The organism is Pedobacter caeni (assembly GCF_900129215.1).
Taxonomy (GTDB): Bacteria; Bacteroidota; Bacteroidia; order Sphingobacteriales; family Sphingobacteriaceae; genus Pedobacter; species Pedobacter caeni.
The window spans coordinates 448,852-466,994 of sequence record NZ_FQUQ01000002.1 but is presented as its reverse complement, the minus strand read 5'-3'; the positions used below and the strand labels follow the sequence as shown (position 1 = coordinate 466,994).

19 protein-coding genes are annotated in these 18,143 nt (G+C 40.0%); 10 read left to right on the top strand and 9 right to left on the bottom strand.

Annotated elements, in window-relative coordinates:
- Positions 1–48: 48 nt before the first annotated feature.
- Together hppD and BUC20_RS09355 are read left to right on the top strand one after the other, a co-directional pair.
- Positions 49–1,179, top strand: a complete 1,131-nt coding sequence (gene hppD / locus BUC20_RS09360) for a 4-hydroxyphenylpyruvate dioxygenase (protein WP_073230293.1) — start codon at positions 49–51, stop codon at positions 1,177–1,179.
- Between the two features lie 122 nt (positions 1,180–1,301).
- Complete coding sequence (locus tag BUC20_RS09355) at positions 1,302–2,222, top strand: YihY/virulence factor BrkB family protein (RefSeq protein WP_073230291.1); 921 nt, start codon at positions 1,302–1,304, stop codon at positions 2,220–2,222.
- Here BUC20_RS09355 and BUC20_RS09350 read toward each other — a convergent pair.
- Positions 2,219–2,500 (bottom strand): hypothetical protein, encoded by a 282-nt coding sequence (locus tag BUC20_RS09350; protein WP_073231750.1) that lies wholly within the window; start codon positions 2,498–2,500, stop codon positions 2,219–2,221. The genes BUC20_RS09355 and BUC20_RS09350 overlap by 4 nt on opposite strands.
- A 110-nt stretch (positions 2,501–2,610) precedes the next feature.
- Positions 2,611–3,198 carry a porin family protein gene (locus BUC20_RS09345; RefSeq protein WP_073230289.1) on the bottom strand — a complete coding sequence of 196 codons (588 nt, stop codon included), beginning with the start codon at positions 3,196–3,198 and terminating at the stop codon, positions 2,611–2,613.
- Positions 3,199–3,347: 149 nt separating this feature from the next.
- On the opposite strand from BUC20_RS09345, the gene BUC20_RS09340 reads away from it, so the two are divergent.
- The gene (locus tag BUC20_RS09340) at positions 3,348–5,108 is read left to right on the top strand and encodes a sensor histidine kinase (RefSeq protein ID WP_073230287.1); all 1,761 of its coding nucleotides are present in this window, start codon (positions 3,348–3,350) and stop codon (positions 5,106–5,108) included.
- Positions 5,109–5,205: 97 nt separating this feature from the next.
- Here BUC20_RS09340 and BUC20_RS09335 read toward each other — a convergent pair whose 3' ends face one another.
- Positions 5,206–5,505, bottom strand: a complete 300-nt coding sequence (locus BUC20_RS09335) for a hypothetical protein (protein WP_073230282.1) — start codon at positions 5,503–5,505, stop codon at positions 5,206–5,208.
- Positions 5,506–5,718: 213 nt separating this feature from the next.
- Here BUC20_RS09335 and BUC20_RS09330 point away from each other — a divergent pair, with 213 nt between their 5' ends.
- The gene (locus BUC20_RS09330; protein WP_073230274.1) at positions 5,719–6,867 is read left to right on the top strand and encodes a tetratricopeptide repeat protein; all 1,149 of its coding nucleotides are present in this window, start codon (positions 5,719–5,721) and stop codon (positions 6,865–6,867) included.
- Here BUC20_RS09330 and BUC20_RS09325 read toward each other — a convergent pair whose 3' ends face one another.
- The 3 genes from BUC20_RS09325 to BUC20_RS09315 are packed head-to-tail and all read right to left on the bottom strand — an operon-like array spanning position 6,868 to position 9,997.
- Entirely contained in the window at positions 6,868–7,455 is a 588-nt protein-coding gene (locus BUC20_RS09325; protein WP_073230264.1) for a riboflavin synthase, read from the bottom strand. It abuts the gene before it with no gap.
- A gap of 8 nt (positions 7,456–7,463) precedes the next feature.
- The gene (accC, locus tag BUC20_RS09320; RefSeq protein ID WP_073230262.1) at positions 7,464–8,951 is read right to left on the bottom strand and encodes an acetyl-CoA carboxylase biotin carboxylase subunit; all 1,488 of its coding nucleotides are present in this window, start codon (positions 8,949–8,951) and stop codon (positions 7,464–7,466) included.
- Between the two features lie 8 nt (positions 8,952–8,959).
- Entirely contained in the window at positions 8,960–9,997 is a 1,038-nt protein-coding gene (locus BUC20_RS09315) for a threonine aldolase family protein (RefSeq protein WP_073230260.1), read from the bottom strand.
- A gap of 464 nt (positions 9,998–10,461) precedes the next feature.
- Here BUC20_RS09315 and BUC20_RS09310 point away from each other — a divergent pair, with 464 nt between their 5' ends.
- Positions 10,462–11,319 (top strand): N-acetylglucosamine kinase, encoded by an 858-nt coding sequence (locus BUC20_RS09310; RefSeq protein WP_073230258.1) that lies wholly within the window; start codon positions 10,462–10,464, stop codon positions 11,317–11,319.
- A gap of 197 nt (positions 11,320–11,516) precedes the next feature.
- Here BUC20_RS09310 and BUC20_RS09305 read toward each other — a convergent pair whose 3' ends face one another.
- The gene (locus BUC20_RS09305; RefSeq protein WP_069379214.1) at positions 11,517–12,206 is read right to left on the bottom strand and encodes an NUDIX hydrolase; all 690 of its coding nucleotides are present in this window, start codon (positions 12,204–12,206) and stop codon (positions 11,517–11,519) included.
- Between the two features lie 633 nt (positions 12,207–12,839).
- Here BUC20_RS09305 and pfkA point away from each other — a divergent pair.
- Genes pfkA through gap form a run of 3 tightly spaced genes read left to right on the top strand, consistent with a single transcriptional unit; the run spans position 12,840 to position 15,677 of the window.
- Entirely contained in the window at positions 12,840–13,826 is a 987-nt protein-coding gene (pfkA, locus tag BUC20_RS09300) for a 6-phosphofructokinase (RefSeq protein WP_073230256.1), read from the top strand.
- A 2-nt stretch (positions 13,827–13,828) separates the two neighbouring features.
- Positions 13,829–14,671, top strand: a complete 843-nt coding sequence (locus BUC20_RS09295) for a hypothetical protein (RefSeq protein WP_073230254.1) — start codon at positions 13,829–13,831, stop codon at positions 14,669–14,671.
- Between the two features lie 4 nt (positions 14,672–14,675).
- Complete coding sequence (gap, locus tag BUC20_RS09290) at positions 14,676–15,677, top strand: type I glyceraldehyde-3-phosphate dehydrogenase (RefSeq protein ID WP_073230252.1); 1,002 nt, start codon at positions 14,676–14,678, stop codon at positions 15,675–15,677.
- A 74-nt stretch (positions 15,678–15,751) separates the two neighbouring features.
- On the opposite strand, the gene BUC20_RS09285 is transcribed toward gap, so the two are convergent.
- Positions 15,752–16,201 (bottom strand): hypothetical protein, encoded by a 450-nt coding sequence (locus BUC20_RS09285; RefSeq protein ID WP_073230250.1) that lies wholly within the window; start codon positions 16,199–16,201, stop codon positions 15,752–15,754.
- A gap of 144 nt (positions 16,202–16,345) precedes the next feature.
- Between BUC20_RS09285 and BUC20_RS09280 the strand changes: the two genes are divergently transcribed.
- On the top strand, positions 16,346–17,137 hold the full coding sequence (locus BUC20_RS09280; RefSeq protein WP_073230248.1) for a hypothetical protein: 792 nt from the start codon (positions 16,346–16,348) through the stop codon (positions 17,135–17,137).
- Positions 17,138–17,139: 2 nt separating this feature from the next.
- Here the strand turns inward: BUC20_RS09280 and BUC20_RS09275 are convergent, their stop codons facing one another.
- A complete protein-coding gene (locus BUC20_RS09275) occupies positions 17,140–17,376 on the bottom strand; it encodes a hypothetical protein (RefSeq protein WP_073230233.1) in 237 nt (78 codons plus the stop codon).
- 304 nt (positions 17,377–17,680) lie between these two features.
- On the opposite strand from BUC20_RS09275, the gene BUC20_RS09270 reads away from it, so the two are divergent.
- Entirely contained in the window at positions 17,681–17,995 is a 315-nt protein-coding gene (locus tag BUC20_RS09270) for a hypothetical protein (RefSeq protein ID WP_143166751.1), read from the top strand.
- Positions 17,996–18,143 lie beyond the last annotated feature (148 nt).

The window sequence follows — 18,143 nt, the reverse complement described above, 5'->3', positions numbered from 1 at the left end:
TAAAAACGTAGAATAACCAGATAAAAGCGTAATAAAAAACATTTAATCATGAGTACACAAACATTTGCAGAAAAGATTGCTAAAGCACCTGATTTCCTTCCGATTAACGGAACGGATTACATAGAATTCTATGTAGGAAATGCAAAACAGGCTGCACATTATTATAAAACAGCATTTGGTTTTCAGTCCGTAGCTTATGCAGGACCAGAAACAGGAGTTCGCGACCGCGCTTCTTATGTTTTACAACAAGGAAAAATCAGACTGGTACTGACTACTGCCATGAAATCTGACAGCCCGATTGCAGAACATGTGAAAAAACATGGTGATGGGGTAAAAGTTCTTGCCCTTTGGGTGGACGATGCCTACAGCGCATTTGACGAAACCACTAAACGTGGTGCAAAACCTTATATGGAGCCGGTTACCAAAACTGATGAACATGGAGAAGTGAAGATGTCCGGTATTTATACTTATGGCGAGACCATCCACATGTTTATTGAGCGTAAAAACTACACCGGTACTTTCATGCCCGGCTTTACGGAGATGAAAAGCGATTACAACCCAACAGAAACAGGTCTTTTATACATTGACCATTGTGTGGGAAATGTGGGCTGGAACAGGATGAACGATACCGTGAAATGGTATGAGGAAGTGATGGGCTTTGTGAACATTCTTTCTTTTGATGACAAGCAGATCAATACCGAATATTCGGCCCTGATGAGCAAGGTAATGAGCAATGGGAATGGTTTTTCAAAATTCCCGATCAACGAACCTGCCGAAGGAAAGAAAAAATCGCAGATCGAAGAATATTTAGAGTTTTATGAAGGCGAAGGGGTGCAACACATTGCAGTGGCAACAAAAGATATTTTGGCTACTGTAAAGGACTTAAAATCTCGAGGGGTTGAGTTTTTAAGTGCACCCCCTGAAGCCTATTACAATATGATGCCAACGCGAGTAGGCGAAATTGATGAGGAGATTGCGCAATTAAAAGAGCTGGGCATCCTGGTGGATTGTGATGAAGAAGGTTATCTGTTACAGATCTTCACCAAACCGGTAGAGGACCGTCCGACGTTATTCTTTGAGATCATCCAGAGAAAAGGAGCACAATCATTTGGAGCAGGTAATTTCAAAGCCTTATTCGAATCATTGGAGCGTGAGCAGGAACTGAGAGGAAACTTATAAAAAACTGACCATTATTATTCATAAAACGAAGCCAGTCTGGAAACAGTACTGGCTTTTTTACGTGACATCCCCCTCCGATTTAAAAAATTTAGCTATTTTCGGGCCTCAGGCAATCCGGGGGAATGGAAATTAACAGCATCAGCAGAATCTCTTTATTTTGTACACGCTTCAGTACGGCGTTTAAATTGTTCAAAAAGAACGATCCTTTACGTCTTGCAGGGGCAACTGCTTTTTTTGCCAATTTCGCCATCCCTCCTATCCTCATTATCCTGATCCGCCTGTTTGGTTTCTTTATGGATCGGAAAACCCTGGTAAACCACCTGTTTGAGCGCTTAGGCAGTGTGCTGGACGACAGCAGTACCCTGCAGATCCGGCAAACCCTGAGAAATATAAGGGGAATAAAGCATGAGTGGTACGCAACCATACTGAGTTTTATCTTTTTCATCTTTGTGGCCACCACCCTCTTTGCGGTGATCAAGAATTCCATGGACCAGATCTGGTCTATCGGAGTCAAAGGAAAACCAGGTTTCTATTTTAACATGAAACTCCGTGCCCGTTCTTTCGTGATCATTCTACTGGCAGGTCTCTTGTTTTTCGTTGGACTGCTGACCGATAGCGTTCAGGCCATCATTGGAGTTTATATCAATAATGCAGCCCCTACTTTCGGAAAATTCTTTCTATCTATTTTAAATCAGGCGCTGTTTGTTGTGATCGTGACGGTCTGGTTCTCTGTTCTGTTCCGCTTTCTGACCAATGGCCGCCCAACCTGGAAATCAGCCATCCACGGTGGCATCCTGACCGGGATCTTATTTACTGCAGGAAAGTATATTTTAAAGATTATGTTACCCCTGAGCGGGATAGGCAATATTTATGGGACTTCAGGCTCTATTGTCCTGATTATGCTGTTTGTATTTTATTCTTCTTTCATTTTCTATTTTGGCGCCTGCTATGTGAAAGTGCTGAGTGACGACAAAAAGACTCCCATACGCCCAATCAAAGGCACATTTAATTATGAAATTAAAGAGGTAATCAAGGATTCCTAACAAACCTGAGGAGCGGTAATCTTCTCAAATCCCTGCATTTCAAATACAGCCAGCTTACTCAATAAGTTATAATGAAGGGTTCCGAAGAAGTTCACTATTCCCTCTTTATTTTTCCCTTCAATACAGATGCTCTCTTTCACGACATCCTGGTGTTTCATTTTCTGGTCAGACAGGATGACATCTTCGTCCTGAATTCTAACATCAGCGGCCTCAATTGAGAACTGTTTCAAGAGCTCAGAGAAGCTCTTTCCGTTTAATAATAACTCTTTGATATTCATAGTCGTATTATTTAAGTTAGGGAGAATGATACTGTCAATTTTAAAGCCAAAAAAAGGGGTAAACACCTAATGCTCACCCCTTTTCAACAAATTGTTGAAAACTTTTGTTTTTAGAATAACCTGTAGGCTAATCCCAAAGTAAACAAGCCTAATTTTTTAGCATTATAATCGTCCTTTCCAATTTTAGAAAGACCTTGTTCGTATCTTAAGTCGATGCCTAATTTGCTGATGTCTAATCCAGCTCCAAACTGCCATGCAAAATTCTGATCTTTAAAGTTTCCTTTAAGTGCTGAGCTTGTTGCATCACCGATAGACTGGTCTTTATTCAGGATAAAAGAAACTACAGGACCCGTATTTAAGCGAATACCAACACCGGCAGCACCAATTTTAGTACCTACCAGAATCGGAATATCCAAACTGGTAAAGTTCACTTTATTTTCTACACCGGCATCATCTTTTAAAGTTGTATTTTTTCCTGAGATGTAAAGCTCCGGTTGCAGGTGAATTCCGGCAGCACCGATACGCGCCCAGACACCACCATAATATCCTGCTCTATTTTCGCTGTTAAAAGTACCTTTGGTGCTAAATTTTGTAAGGTTGGCACCACCTTTTAGTCCGAATTGGAAGCTAGGCAACACCTGACTAAAAGCCATCATGCTTGAACAAATGAATAAGGCAGATAAGATTATTTTTTTCATAATGTATTGATAAGTTGATATTATACTGTTATGTAAAACTAAGAATATTTTTAATTCATAACTAAATTACGTAGTTTTATATTAACAATCATCAAGTTGGGGGTATATTTGAGGCTTTCTAATGATTGTATTCTCATCTACTTTTTTAAATGGATTTTACATTTAATGCCTACTCTATATTCCTAATATTTTCGGGCATTATTATGCTTTCTTTTGCATGGTTTGCCTACCGAAAGAAGCATGGAGCAGTGCGGGTGTTCAGCTTAATGATGTTGTCCAATGCGATCTGGTCTTTGGCGTATGGCTTTGAGCTGGCCAGTTCCAGTCTGGATCAGGCCAAGTTTTTCATCAACATAGAATATATAGGGATTACGACACTTCCACTTTGCTGGGTATTATTTTGTTTAGAAATTGCAGGCAAGGAAAAATGGTACAGGCATCCGCTATATATTTCCATTTTAACGGTTGTTACGGTGGGAATTACGCTATTGGTCTGGACGAACGACTACCATCACCTGCATTATGCGCAATACTACATGGACACCAATGGATCATTTCCAACGGTGCACATAGTTCCTGGTCCTTCCTATTATTTTTTCACGCTGTATTTCTACATTTTACTGGGATTTGGCAGCTATCTATTAATCGCCACCTTCCGTAAGGCTGATCCGATCTATAAAAGTCAGAACTATAGTGTAGTCATTGCCGCGATTATCCCCTGGCTTACCAATATTACCTATATCCTGGGCTTCCGTCCGGTTGGAAATGTAGACCTTACACCCTTTTCCTTTGCTGCAACAATCTTTTTTATTGCCATTGCCATTTACAGGTTTAAACTTTTTGATGTATTGCCGATTGCCAGAGAAAAAGTACTTGATTTAATCCAGGACGGTTTCCTTGTGATCGATAAAGATAACCGGGTGATTGATTATAACAGTGCCTTCAGAAAATACCTGGATGATCCCAATAGTAAAAAGATCATTGGGACCCAGATTGAAACTTTATTCCCCGGACAGAATGCTTTTTTTGAGTTTCTAAAAACACACCAATCCGGAAAAATAGAACTGCACCTGGAAAGTCATAATGTATCTTTTGATTTAGAGGCCGACATCCTATACCTGGATGAAAACAGGTTGAATAGTGATGCGACCATCATTAAATTACAGGACCTTACCCAGTTCAGACTGGAAGCACTCAAATCGCAGCAGCAAACAGAAGAACTTAAAAAATTAAACCAGTTAAAAGACAGGATCTTTTCCATTATTGCCCATGATCTTCGCGGCCCTCTGGTGAACCTCTCTGAGGTACTTAAAATGATCTCTAATGACCTGATTACAGTAGAAGAGTTCAAGGCTTTGTCGCCGATATTGAATAAAGACATCTTATATACGACAGATTTATTAGAAAACATCCTCCACTGGTCGAGAAGCCAGTTGAAAGGTTATGGCATCAACAAAGAATACTTTGACCTGAAAAACATGATCATCAACGAAGTAAATTACCATTTACCTTCTGCTGCATCAAAAAATGTACGGATCATTCAGGACGTATTTCCAGGAAATATTGTTTATGCAGATATGCTCATGATCCAGATTGTAGTAAGAAACCTGTTGAGCAATGCCATCAAATTTTGTTACGAGGATTGTGAAATCGACATCAGTTCTGTTTATAAAGACGGACAAATGTTACTTTCCATCGCTGATAATGGAACAGGAATTAAGGAAGAAGCCCTGAACAGGCTATTTGGAGGGGAGAATATCTCAACCAGAGGCACAATGAACGAAAAAGGAACAGGTCTTGGGCTGATGGTATGCAAGGAGTTCATGGAAAGGAATGATGGGCGGATTACCGTAGAGAGCGAGTTTGGAAAGGGTACGAAGTTTAACCTGTTTATTCCTATTGAAGCCTGAGTTCCTCCTTTTTCATGACATATTCTCAAAAAAAGCCCCTTGATTTAGCTAAATCAAGGGGTGCTGTATTTCATTGGTTTTCTACGATTAACTCCGGTTAATTACCGGTAGCATCATTAATTGCCTGTCTTTCTTTTAAAGCATCGACATTGTTTTTATCTCCGAAGTTCTGAGTTTTATCTGCAAAATATTGAAGGATTCCCACAATGGTCTCCAGGTTATCTGAAACCCTTTGGTGCATATCCGGTAAATCTTTATCCAGTCTTTTATCGCCCAATTCAATATTGTCTACTTCGATCTTTCCTATCTTCTGAATGATCGCTTGCTGAGAGTGTTGTAAATCTTCCAGCTCCCGGACAATCTTCTCCATTAATTCAAACTTTTTTAAAGTATCCATATGCGCTTACATTAATATTAACATTCTATTTATATCCTAATCAACCAATTAACTTGCCATTATGTTTTCTTTTTCTAAATAAAAAGCAGATTATGTCTTTGAGATTTGGATAATTAAAGCAAAACTAATAACTTAGTTTTCGCTGATTATCGCTTCAACTCTGTTAAATATGGAGCTTTCGGGCTCATAAATACCATAAAACAATATATTCCAATGAAAAAGCTTCTTCCCCTTCTTTTAATTTTTGCAAGCACTCAATTCACACAGGCACAATCTGTTACAGCAATAGACAAAGAAAAATTACTCGATTATTTTCAAACACAGCGGTATGCGGAGGCTGCTCAGTACCTGCAAAGCAGCTATAAGGAAGATACCAAAGATCCAAAAGAGATTGCTCAGCTCGCTTACACTTACCTGATGGCTGGAAAACTGGTGGAAGCGGAAAAGAACTATTTGAAGCTGTACGCCGAAAAACCGGGTGATATCCCGGGATTGTTCCAGCTGGCCAGTATCAATATCAGAAGGGGAAACAACGGGAAAGCAAAAGCATATTACCAGGAGATCATTAAACTGGATAGCAATAATTTTAATGTGTACAAGCAATTGGCCAGAATTGAGAAAGAACAGGGAGAAATCATGCCCATGATCCGCGATCTTAAAAAAGCAAATCAACTCAACCCAACAGACGCGGATGTTGCCTTTGACCTCAGTGAGTTCTATTTTAAAGCCAACATATTTCATAAAGCAGAGGCTGTCCTTGAACCTGCCTTAAAAGCCGACAGCACGAACTTTCAATTGCTCAAAATGAAAATGCCGGTCAGCATTGGTGCAAAAAAATATAAGCAGGCCATTGAAACCGGAGAAAAACTACTCAGCTATGGTGACAGCTCTACCTTTGTACTCAACAACATGGGCAAGAGTCATTTTAAGCTACTGGAATACCAGAAAGCCTTAGACTACTTCCTGAAAGTTAAAAATGCAGCTCTGGACAACGAAACACTATCGTACAACATTGCCTTGAGTTACCGTGGCCTTAAAGATTATAAAAATGCAGTTCCTTATCTGGAAAAAGCCATCAAAGAAGCCATCTCCCCGGGAATAGCCAGCTACTATGGCCTTTTAGGAGATTCTTTCGAGAACATTGACAAAAATGAACAGGCCAATGCCTCCTACAAAAGAGGCCTTTTATTTGACAACAACGGGAGTTTATATTATAACATCGCCCTGGTCTATGAAACCAAGTTCAATGACAAGAAAAATGCGATCAGCTATTACAATCAATATTTAAAAACCATTGATCCTAAGGAACAACCCAAGCTGATCGCATTTATAAAGAATAAAGTCGACGAACTGAAAAGGTAATTACGAACGGCCAACCAGACGGGCTACGTATTTACCAATAATATCAAATTCAATGTTTACAGTATCACCTGGATTTACTTCATGCAGGTTGGTATGGTCAAAGGTATATGGGATGATGAATACTGAAAATTCGTCATCCGCTGAACCAACAACGGTTAAACTGATTCCGTTTACACAAACAGAGCCTTTCTCTACCGTCACGTTTCCATTTTTGGAATCGTATTTAAAGCGGTACTCCCAGCTCCCATCCAGCTCTTCCCTTTTCACACAAACAGCAGTCTGATCCACATGGCCCTGTACAATATGTCCGTCTAAGCGGCCATTCATTTGCATGCAGCGCTCCAGATTCACCTTGCTCCCTACTTTTAAATCGCCGAGGTTGGCCTTTTCCAGGGTTTCCTGAATGGCAGTTACCGTATGGGTATTTTCAGTCAGGGCAACGACGGTTAAGCAAACCCCGTTATGGGACACACTCTGATCGATCTTCAGTTCATTGCTCAATTCAGACTGAACCACAAAGTGAAGATTTGTTCCTTCTTCCCTGATACTTTCTATTTCTCCTAATGTTTCAATTATTCCTGTAAACATCTGCGTATTTAATTATAATTTGTTCTGTTTCTTTTCCAGTTGCTCCCTTGTTCCGTTTGAACCTGGGCAAGTGCCGGTGTACTTGCTTTCCTGTAAGACATCGCACCAACCAGTGCAGCAATGAGTGCCTCATCAGCATCTTCTTCCTTTAAGCGGTCAGGACTAAAATATTTACTTACAAAATGGGTATTGAAATTACCCGATCTGAAGGCTTCGTGCTGCATGACAAATTTACCAAATGCCAGGGTGGTCTTTATCCCCGTAATGTGATATTCATCTATCGCGCGGATCATCCGGTCCATCGCTTCTTCCCTTGTTTTCCCATAGGTGATCAATTTCGCGATCATCGGATCATAATAAATCGGGATTTCCATCCCTTGCTCAAAGCCATCGTCTACCCTAACCCCATTACCTTTAGGTGTTTGATAAGTTTCCAGAACACCGATATCCGGAAGGAAGTTATTTTCAGGATCTTCTGCGTAGATCCTCAATTCCATGGCATGTCCGTTAATCTGAAGGTCTTCCTGGCGATAAGAAAGCTTTTCGCCCCTTGCAATTTTTATTTGCTCCTTTACCAGGTCCAGTCCGGTGATCATCTCCGTTACCGGATGTTCTACCTGCAGCCGGGTATTCATCTCCAGAAAGAAGAAGTCCAGGTTTTCATCCAGGATAAACTCTACAGTTCCTGCACCCACATAATTTACAGAGCGGGCCACATCCACTGCACATTTACCCATTTTCTCCCTGATTTCCGGGGTCAATACACTGGAAGGTGCTTCTTCAACCACCTTCTGGTGCCTGCGTTGAACAGAGCAGTCCCTTTCAAAAAGGTGGACAATATTGCCATGGGTATCTCCCAGAATTTGTATTTCTATATGTCTCGGGGAAGAGACGTAACGTTCAATGAAAACCGAACCATCACCAAAAGCGGAAGTCGCTTCACTTACCGCCAATTGCATTTGTTCTTCAAAATCACCGACATTCTCTACCACCCTCATTCCTTTTCCTCCTCCTCCGGCTGCTGCCTTAATCAGGATTGGAAATCCTACTTCTACCGCTCTGGATTTCGCTTCATCGATATCTGTGATGGCTTCCTCCGTTCCCGGAACCATTGGGATCTGGTATTTCAGGGCTGCTGCTTTTGCAGACAATTTATTGCCCATGATTTCCATGGCTTCAGGAGTGGGCCCGATCAGGGTGAGCCCTGAGGCTTTGACCAGTCTGGCAAAAGCGGCATTCTCCGACAAAAAACCATATCCGGGATGGATGGCTTCGGCGCCCGTAATTTTACAGGCTTCAATGATTTTTTCGCCTAACAGGTAGCTTTGGTTAGAAGCTGCAGGACCAATACAAACTGCCTCATCCGCGTAACGCACATGAAGTGCTTCCCGGTCTGCTTCAGAATATACGGCTACGGTTTTTATGCCCATCTCACGTGCAGAGCGCATGATACGCAATGCAATCTCGCCTCTGTTGGCTATAAGGATTTTCTTCATTTAATAGGTTATTTATGACCCGTTGGGTGCAAATGTATTATGTTTTCTATCGCCATGTCTATCATTTCCGAAGAAATGTCAAGATGTGTCACCAATCTGATATTAGTACCCATCATATTGCAGGCAATTCCTTTTTCAGCCAGAAGATGAATGATGTTTTCTGCTTTAAATCCGCGGGCAACTTCAAAAATGACGATATTGGTTTCCACCGGCATCACCGAAGCTACGTAATCCAGGGGTCTTAATGCCGCTGCAAGGGCCTTGGCATGTTGATGGTCGGTCGCCATACGTTCTATATGGTGATCAAGTGCGTAAATTCCTGCCGCCGCCAGAAAACCCGACTGACGCATCCCCCCGCCAAATGCTTTCCTGATTTTGTTTGCTTTCCTAATGGTTTCTTTGGAGGCAAGGAGTACAGAACCTACCGGAGCACCCAGTCCTTTTGACAGACAAATGGAGATTCCATCGAAGTATTGTCCATAATTTTTAGCATGATCACCGGTAGCCACCAATGCATTAAAAATCCGGGCACCATCCAGATGAAGCTTCAACCCTTTGATATTACATAAAGTATGGATGGGTTCAATCTGCGCCAGGTGATAACAGGCGCCACCACCTTTATTTACGGTATTCTCCAGTACCACCAGACTTGAACTTGGATGATGGATGTTTTCTTCGTTAATTTCCGGCTCAATCAATTCGGGGGTCAGTATCCCGCGATCTCCGTTTAACAGACGGACAGAGGCCATGGAATGATAAGCTATTCCTCCTCCTTCATACCTGTAAACATGTGCAGTCTGATCGCAAATCACTTCGTCCATGGGCTGGGTAAAACATTTGATGGCAATCTGGTTGGTCATCGTTCCGGATGGGCAAAACAATCCGGCTTCCATGTTGAACATCGTTGCAAGCCTGGTTTCCAGTTGGTGAACGGTTTCATCTTCTCCAAACACATCATCGCCCACCTTTGCGCTCATCATTGCAGCGAGCATACCTTCCGTTGGTCTGGTTACGGTATCGCTTCTAAAATCAATTTTTATTGCCATAGTTATTTACGAATGAATACAAATATTAAAAAAATCCGGCGATCTATCTCCTATTTACAAACGAAACCTTTGTGTAAAACTATTGTTAAGTTTCCTGCCCGCTTTTTTAAAATTTATGCCTTTGGAGACAAATTGGCTATAAATGGGTACTAAATCGTTTAATAAATGCCCAATTAAGGTTTTTTTCTATGCTAAAATCTAAGTTTAGCCCAATTTAAAAACCCTTTCTTGTAAATGCTTGATTTTAAATTTGGATTTCAAAATAACAAGCGTATTTTAGCTTAGTGTTTTTTTAACAATATGGTAACCTTAAATCAATAAATAAAATTACAAAAAACGCCGTTTTTGACCATTTAAAGACGGATAATTATTTAAAAACTTAAACTAAAGAATTACATTTATGAAAAAAAACCATACAAAAGTGTTAGGATTATTTACTTTTATCCCGAAAAAAACAAATTAAGATGATAGTTATTGCAGATGGTGGTTCAACCAAAACCAATTGGTGTTTAATTAATGAAGCAGGTAGGAAAATTCATTTTAATACAGAAGGATATAACCCATACTTCTCAGATACAGAATATATTGTTGGTTCGTTAAGAAAATCTCTTCCGGATCATTTAGAAACAGAGAAACTAACCCAGGTCAACTATTACGGTGCGGGTTGCTCCACTGATGCCAAGCGCAAAATTGTAGCAGATGCCATGCAACAGATTTTCCCGAATGCGGAAATCAATATAGGTCATGATTTACTGGCTTCCTGCAGAGCTTTGCTTGGCGATGAAGCAGGTTTTGCGGCCATCCTCGGAACAGGTACCAACTCTTGTTTATATGATGGTAAAGACATCACCCTGAACATCGATTCTCTTGGTTACTTCCTTGGGGATGAAGGTAGCGGATGTTTTATCGGTAAAAGAATCCTGAGTGATTATATGAAAGGTTATATGCCTAAAGGACTTAGAGAGACTTTTTATGACAACTATGCATTAACCAATGAGGATATTTTTGACCATATCTATAATAAGCCTCTTCCAAACCGTTTCTGCGCTGGTTTCAGCAAGTTTTTATACGATTTCAAAGACAATTACGAAGACTATACCTTCTCAACTATTGATTATGCATTTACGGCATTCTTTGAGAATCTTGTGATCCATTATCCAAATTATAAAGAGTATACATTGAACTGTGTAGGATCTGTAGGTTACAGTTTCAGGGATATCCTGAGCATTGTTGCAGACAGGTACGAAATGGGCGTGGGTAAAATCATCCGTTCTCCTATAGACGACCTGGTAGATTACCACATCAGTGCAGTAAATAAATAAGATATCAGAGCAGCTTCCTTAAAAAGCTGCTCTTTTTTTAAATGTATTTTTTTTCAAATGTAAAAGCCCAAAACTAGTTGTTTTGGGCTTTTGTTATTTTTTCCGGTTTGGCAATTGGCCTGGCCGGTTTTCAGTTTTGTTGATTCCTGTTTTTCAATGTAGCGCTTCGCTGATTTTTAGTGTTGTTATTTTCCGGATTAGAAAGAGATCTCTTTTCCAAATAACTTCGCGTATTTGCGTTTATCAAATTTATACAATGTTGCTGCACGGAAAGACACGCCTTTTTGTTTTTCATCCAGGTCTTTCAAGACACCGAAGCTCAGCATCTTTTTCCTGAAGTTTCTTTTATCCAGTTTTTTATTCAAAATGATCTCATACACATTTTGCAACTGGGTAAGTGTAAATTTCTCAGGCAGGAGTTCGAAAGCAATTGGTTGATGTTTGATCCTTCGTTTTATTTTTTCCAGACCTTTATCAAAGATCTGCTGGTGATCAAATGCCAGTTTAGGTAAATCCTTTACATTGATCCAATGTGCCTGCTTGGCATAATTGCTCAAAGGCTTCAAAGCCTTATCGCCTCCTAACCTTAACAGCGCATAATAGGCAATACTGACTACCCTACCCTGAGGATGTCGGTTCACATCGCCGAAGGTATAATACTGCTCCATATAAACATCACCCAGGCCAGTCAGCTCGTGCAAAATCCTGGAAGCACTCTGGTCTAAACTTTCATCCTCAGCAACCAGGTTCCCCGGCAGGGCCCACCAGTCCTTAAATGGTTCTTCATTCCTTTCGATTAAAAGAATTTTCAATTCTCCTTCATCAAATCCAAACAGCACACAGTCAATCGAGAAAGTGGAATTAAATTTTGGTAAGACTTCTTTCAAAATATTAAATTTTATTTTTCAAACTTATTTCTTAAATCGGCCTTTAAATTTATTTAAGGCACCTCATTTTTCTTAGATTATTTATCTTCTCTATCTTTTTTCCCTTTTTTTCCTCCCTTAGTACCGGAGCTAATCTTTTAAAGTTCTTAAATAATATCCTGTTTTAACAAGATTAACAGGATTTAAGTTAAAAACAAAATGAAAAAGAGAATTATAGAAAATTTGTTGCAATTAGTAGCTATAATATTACAGCGCATAAACTGCCTCTCTTGATATTCTGCCAAATTTAATTCTGAATTTTCCCATACTCTTTTATATATTGCAGCTGCTTATCCAGAAATCAGGATTTTCATCTCATTTTCAGGAAAGGGTGACTTTAGCTTTTGCCAGCGCATTGTCAGAATCTGAGAGAAGGGCAAACTGGCTCTGATGAAGCAAAGGCCTATAGGATTAAATGCTGTTTTTCTCTTTTATTCCAAATAATAGCTTAAAACGGGTTTAAAACGCATGTTATAAACTTATTATTCTTTTGAAACTAAAGAAACAGGAACACGGATTTTGTGCTCCAACAGGAAAAATTAAAAATAAATTACTTAGTGTAAAAAATACACGCTATATTCGTAATCATAAATCATGAAACCAAATATTAAAAATATCGCCGTATTAACATCTGGAGGAGATGCTCCCGGAATGAATGCCTGCATCAGAGCAGTAGTACGAACCGGAATATACAATGGTATCAACATGTTTGGGGTTTTGCAGGGATATCAGGGACTGATCAGTAACAACATCATTCCTATGGATGCAAGATCCGTTAGTAACATCATTCACCTTGGTGGTACCATATTAAAGACTGCACGTTGCCTTGAGTTTAAAACGGAAGAGGGAATGGAGCTGGCTTTTCAGAACTTAAAAGCCCGTGACATTGATGGATTAGTTGTAATCGGAGGAGATGGAACCTTTACAGGTGCACAGCGATTCGGCAAAAAATTCGGGATCCGCGTCATCGGAATCCCAGGAACAATTGACAATGATTTATACGGTTCTGATTTTACTTTGGGATACGATACGGCCATAAACACCGTTATTGAAGCAATAGATAAAATCAGAGATACTGCAGATTCTCATGACCGATTATTCTTTATTGAAGTAATGGGCAGAGACTCGGGATGTATCGCTTTAAGAAGTGCCATCGCCAGCGGTGCTGAAGCAGTGTTGTTACCTGAAAAGGAAACCAGCCTGGATGAACTGATTTCTCAGTTGGAAATAGGTGCTTCTACAAAAAAATCTTCCAGCATCGTGATTGTATCTGAAGGCCATAAAGATGGTGGTGCTTACGATGTTGCGAAAAAAGTTAAAGAGAGTTTTAACCACTATGACACGAAAGTAACTATATTAGGACATCTCCAACGTGGCGGTAGTCCAAGTAGTTTCGACCGGATTTTAGGCAGTCGTTTAGGCTTTGCAGCCATCAACGAACTCCTGAAAGGAAATTCCATGCAAATGGTAGGTTTACGTGGTAATGATATAAAAACGACTAGTATAGACGAAGCGTTAACAAGACATACTTTCAAACTGGAAAGTGATTTGTTGGAGATGACTAAAGTTTTATCAATATAATTATGATAGCAGTAGTTTATAGCGGATCAAAAACAGCTTTCTGGAAGATTGCCAGGGATGGGAAAACCATTGCAGAATGCAGTATGCCAGGAATTAATCCATGTTTCAATGATCAGAAATCTATACTTCAGTTTTTAAACAAGAAATCGATCCTGGTGAACCATGCGGAAAGCATTAAGAAAATCTATGTTTTCGCTGCCGGTGCTTCATCAGAAGAAAGAAGAAATGAGCTGGCTGATACCTTAGGGCAATTCTTCAGGTACAGCAAAATTGCGGTTAAGGACGACCTTTATGGTGCAGCACTGGCCTCATGTTACAACAACAGCGGGATTGTCGGGCTCCTGGGAAGCGGTGCAAACTGTGCGTACTTCGATGGTAAAAATCCGGAGAAAAACAATTTTGGACTGGGCTATATTCTGGGTGATGAAGGTTCTGCAAATTACCTTGGCAAAACACTACTGAAGTATTTTGTGCAGGATAAATTACCTGCAGAGCTCCATAAAAAGTTTGAGGTTAAATACAACCTGGACCGTCCGCAGATTTTGGAACGCGTTTATAAGCGCCCTATGGCCCAGCAGTTTTTAAGTTCTTTCTTCGACTTTTTCCTGGAAAACAGAACGGATAAATTCCTTCTGGGCATCATAGAAAAAGGTTTTGAAAGTTATTTTAAGACCTATTTATTGCCAACATTGAAATTACACCCCGGAAAAGAAATACATTTTGTAGGACTTGTTGCGGGAAACTTCCAGGAGGAATTGCGGGCAACTGCAAAAAGACACCAGCTGGAAATTACATCGATTACTAAAGAACCGATATATAATTTACTAAACTACTATTCAAATTAACAAAATGAGCAAAATTGGAATAAACGGCTTTGGCCGTATCGGCAGACTGGTTTTTAGAGCTGCTTTAAAAAGAGGATTAGATATTGTTGCGATCAATGATTTAGTGGAGCCGGATTACATGGCTTATATGTTAAAGTACGACTCTACTCACGGCCGTTTTGATGGTACAATTGCAGTAGAAAACGGACACCTTGTAGTAAACGGAAAAACCATCCGTATCACAGCAGAGAGAGATCCTGCAAATTTAAAATGGGATGAAGTAGGTGTAGAAACTGTAATTGAGTCGACTGGTTTGTTCTTAACTCAGGCTGATGCAGAAAAACACATTCAGGCAGGTGCTAAAAGAGTTGTTCTTTCTGCCCCGGCTAAAGATGATTCGATCCCTACTTATGTAATGGGTGTTAACCACGAACAGTTAACTGCTGATCAGACTGTGGTTTCCAACGCTTCTTGTACCACAAACTGTTTAGCACCAATCGCTAAAGTATTAAACGATAAATTCGGTATCATCGAAGGTTTAATGAGCACAGTACACGCGGTTACTGCAACACAAAAAACAGTAGATGGTCCTTCGGCGAAAGACTGGAGAGGTGGACGTGGAGGTTTCTCTAACATTATCCCTTCTGCAACAGGAGCTGCTAAAGCGGTTACAAAAGTAATCCCTGCTTTAAAAGGAAAATTAACAGGTATGGCTTTCCGTGTACCGGTAGCTGACGTATCTGTAGTTGATTTAACAGTACGCTTAGAAAAAGCGGCGACTTACGAAGAAATTAAAACTGCCATGAAAGAAGCCTCTGAAGGTTACTTGAAAGGTGTATTAGGATATACAGAAGATGAAGTTGTTTCTTCTGACTTTATAGGAGATGATCATGCGTCTATTTTCGATGCAAATGCAGGTATTGCATTAAATGACAACTTCGTAAAAGTGGTTTCCTGGTATGATAACGAATGGGGCTATTCTAATGCATTAGCTAAATTCGTAGAGTACTACGGAAATTTAAAGTAAAACCCGTTCATACAGGTTTATATTTGGTTAGAAAAGGGATGTGTCTGGATGGAACATCCCTTTCTTGTTTCCTGTTATTCCTCTTCCAGGCTGATGCCCAGTTTTGAGGCTAAAGCGACAATGTCCTCTTCTCCGATATCTTCGCTGATCTCCTGACCTGTTTCAATGGACAGGCTTTCCCCTTCATCCGAAATAATGTCGCCATCCTGGACTAAGAAAACCCGGTTCTTATCTCCTTCGAAATAGCTGAAACCATAACTTGCAGAAGTGGTCTGTACCGTAAATGTATATACCGCAGCAGCCAGTTCCTGTGACAATTCCCCGATCAGATCATCCTCCACCACATAAACCATCTCTTCATCTGTTAGTAAGGTCCAGTCATTTTCATACTCCGCTGTTTCCGATAATTCTTCCAGTATTTCCTGATCATCGACTCCGTCAAAATAATTTAAAATTGCTGATACCTTTTCTAAATGATCAAGATGATTTCCTTTAATAGCAATTATCGCTTTTGAAAAACCCATAACTTTAATGATTAAATTCTTTCCCTAATTTTTCCTCAAGATAGAAGAAGTATTCTCATCTACCAAGCAAACTATTTCTTTGTAAAACATCCCATTCTTTTTTATCTTTGCAGAAATTCAATCTTTCTCCTTTATTTACTGGTTATGAAGCTATTATTATTTGCCCTTACTGTGATCACTCTTTCTGTTGGATGCAATAAAAAAGAGGAACAAACGAAAACTTATGTTCCGAGAATTCTAACCAAAAATGAAGGGTTCAATAACTACCCTAAACAAAAATCTGATTCCCTTGCCATTTTTCAAGTAACAAGCAGCAACCGGGAACAATTCAGTGTAAAATTCAGGGACACAACGGTAAGCATTCAAACCGATGCCTCTGGTAAAAACAAAAGCGCAGATAAATTTTCTTCCGCTCAGTTTATCAATACACAAAAAACATGCTTACTGGTTCAACTTGCTGATAGTACCGGTCTGGTTGCCCCATCTTTCCTGATTAGTCTCAAAGGTGATGGATTAGAAGTGATCAGTTTGTACCGTGCCTCCAATGGTCCTCAGGATCTGAAGTATACCACAGGGATCAACAAAGTTAGTGCAGCAGGCTATCTGGTAGACAACGATTTCTTCATTACAAATGTAAATGCCAAGGCTTACCTGATACAAAGACAAAATCCGGCAGAGCGGATTCAGGGCCAGTTTATATTGACTTCTCCGGATAGACAAACGGTGATTTTCCTGGTTAAAAATGCGCTTTATCAGGTGCATTATCCTTCCGGTGAAGTATCAACTGAGCCGTTAAAAGGAGCTGCCCCTAAAGACGTATCAGGGGTATACACATGGATTCAAAACAATTATAGTTTTCAAAAAGGAAAAAAGGGCATTTCATTTTTGAAATACAATGATGACGACAGAATCGTAGACATCAAAGAGTTCAGATAAACCTATACCTTAAACTCGTCTAAGGAATAAGGAAGCTCTTCGCAAAGAAAACCGTTATCCATCAGGATCTGTCTTACCGCCGCTACGCAGGGAACGGAACTCACTACCCTAAGGATCTTATCTACATCCTCAAAGGCAAATGACCAGTTCTTTTCCCCAAACAGGGTGTTCATGATTGGCTTTATTGAGATCAGGTCGTTGATGCCCTGAACTGAAGTTTTAAAGATAATTATATTCATCACTTTAGTATTTAATGTTTCCGAATTCCATCCAATGTTTCCATAAAGATGCAGGATGTATTTAAATAACTAAAGAGCCTCATGGCCGAAGCGGACAAAAATGCCGATGAACGGCGGAAATTTACCGGTAAAAAAAAATCAGAGAACAACATCGCAATTCAACTTGCAGGTCCCATAAGAACCCTCTCCTCTTTTCCAAAAAAATGATAACTTTGCAGCGTTCAAAGCCCATTCATTGAGAAGATCCGTTTGCATAGTGTTACTCCTGGTCATTGCCCTGCAATCCTTTAATAAGGCTGGGATTATGCTTGCGTTTAAACTGAATCAGGATTACATCGCCAATGCCCTTTGTGAAAATAAAGACAAGCCCCAGATGCATTGTAATGGCCGCTGCGTCTTAGCAAAAAAACTAAAACAGGCTGAGCAGAATGAAGAAAAGCAAAGGGCTCAAAGCCAGGAAAAAGCAAATGTGCTCTTCTTTTGTAAAATGAACAGGGTTAAAGTAGAAGAATGTCTGCTTTCTCTTCAAAACAGCGTTTTCAATAGCTTCTACCTGCATTTTAAACCTTCTTCATTTTCCAACGACATTTTCAAACCACCCCAGTTCCGTACCGTTTAATCTTTTTACTTTCTTAAACATTCTCTTTCGATAAAGAAATGCAGCCATTTTTGGCTCGCCTGCTTTAACGCAATGGATTTTACTGAACGATAAAAAGTAGTTATTCCGTTCTGACAGACCTTGTTTTCGTAACCTGGTCTTCCTTATT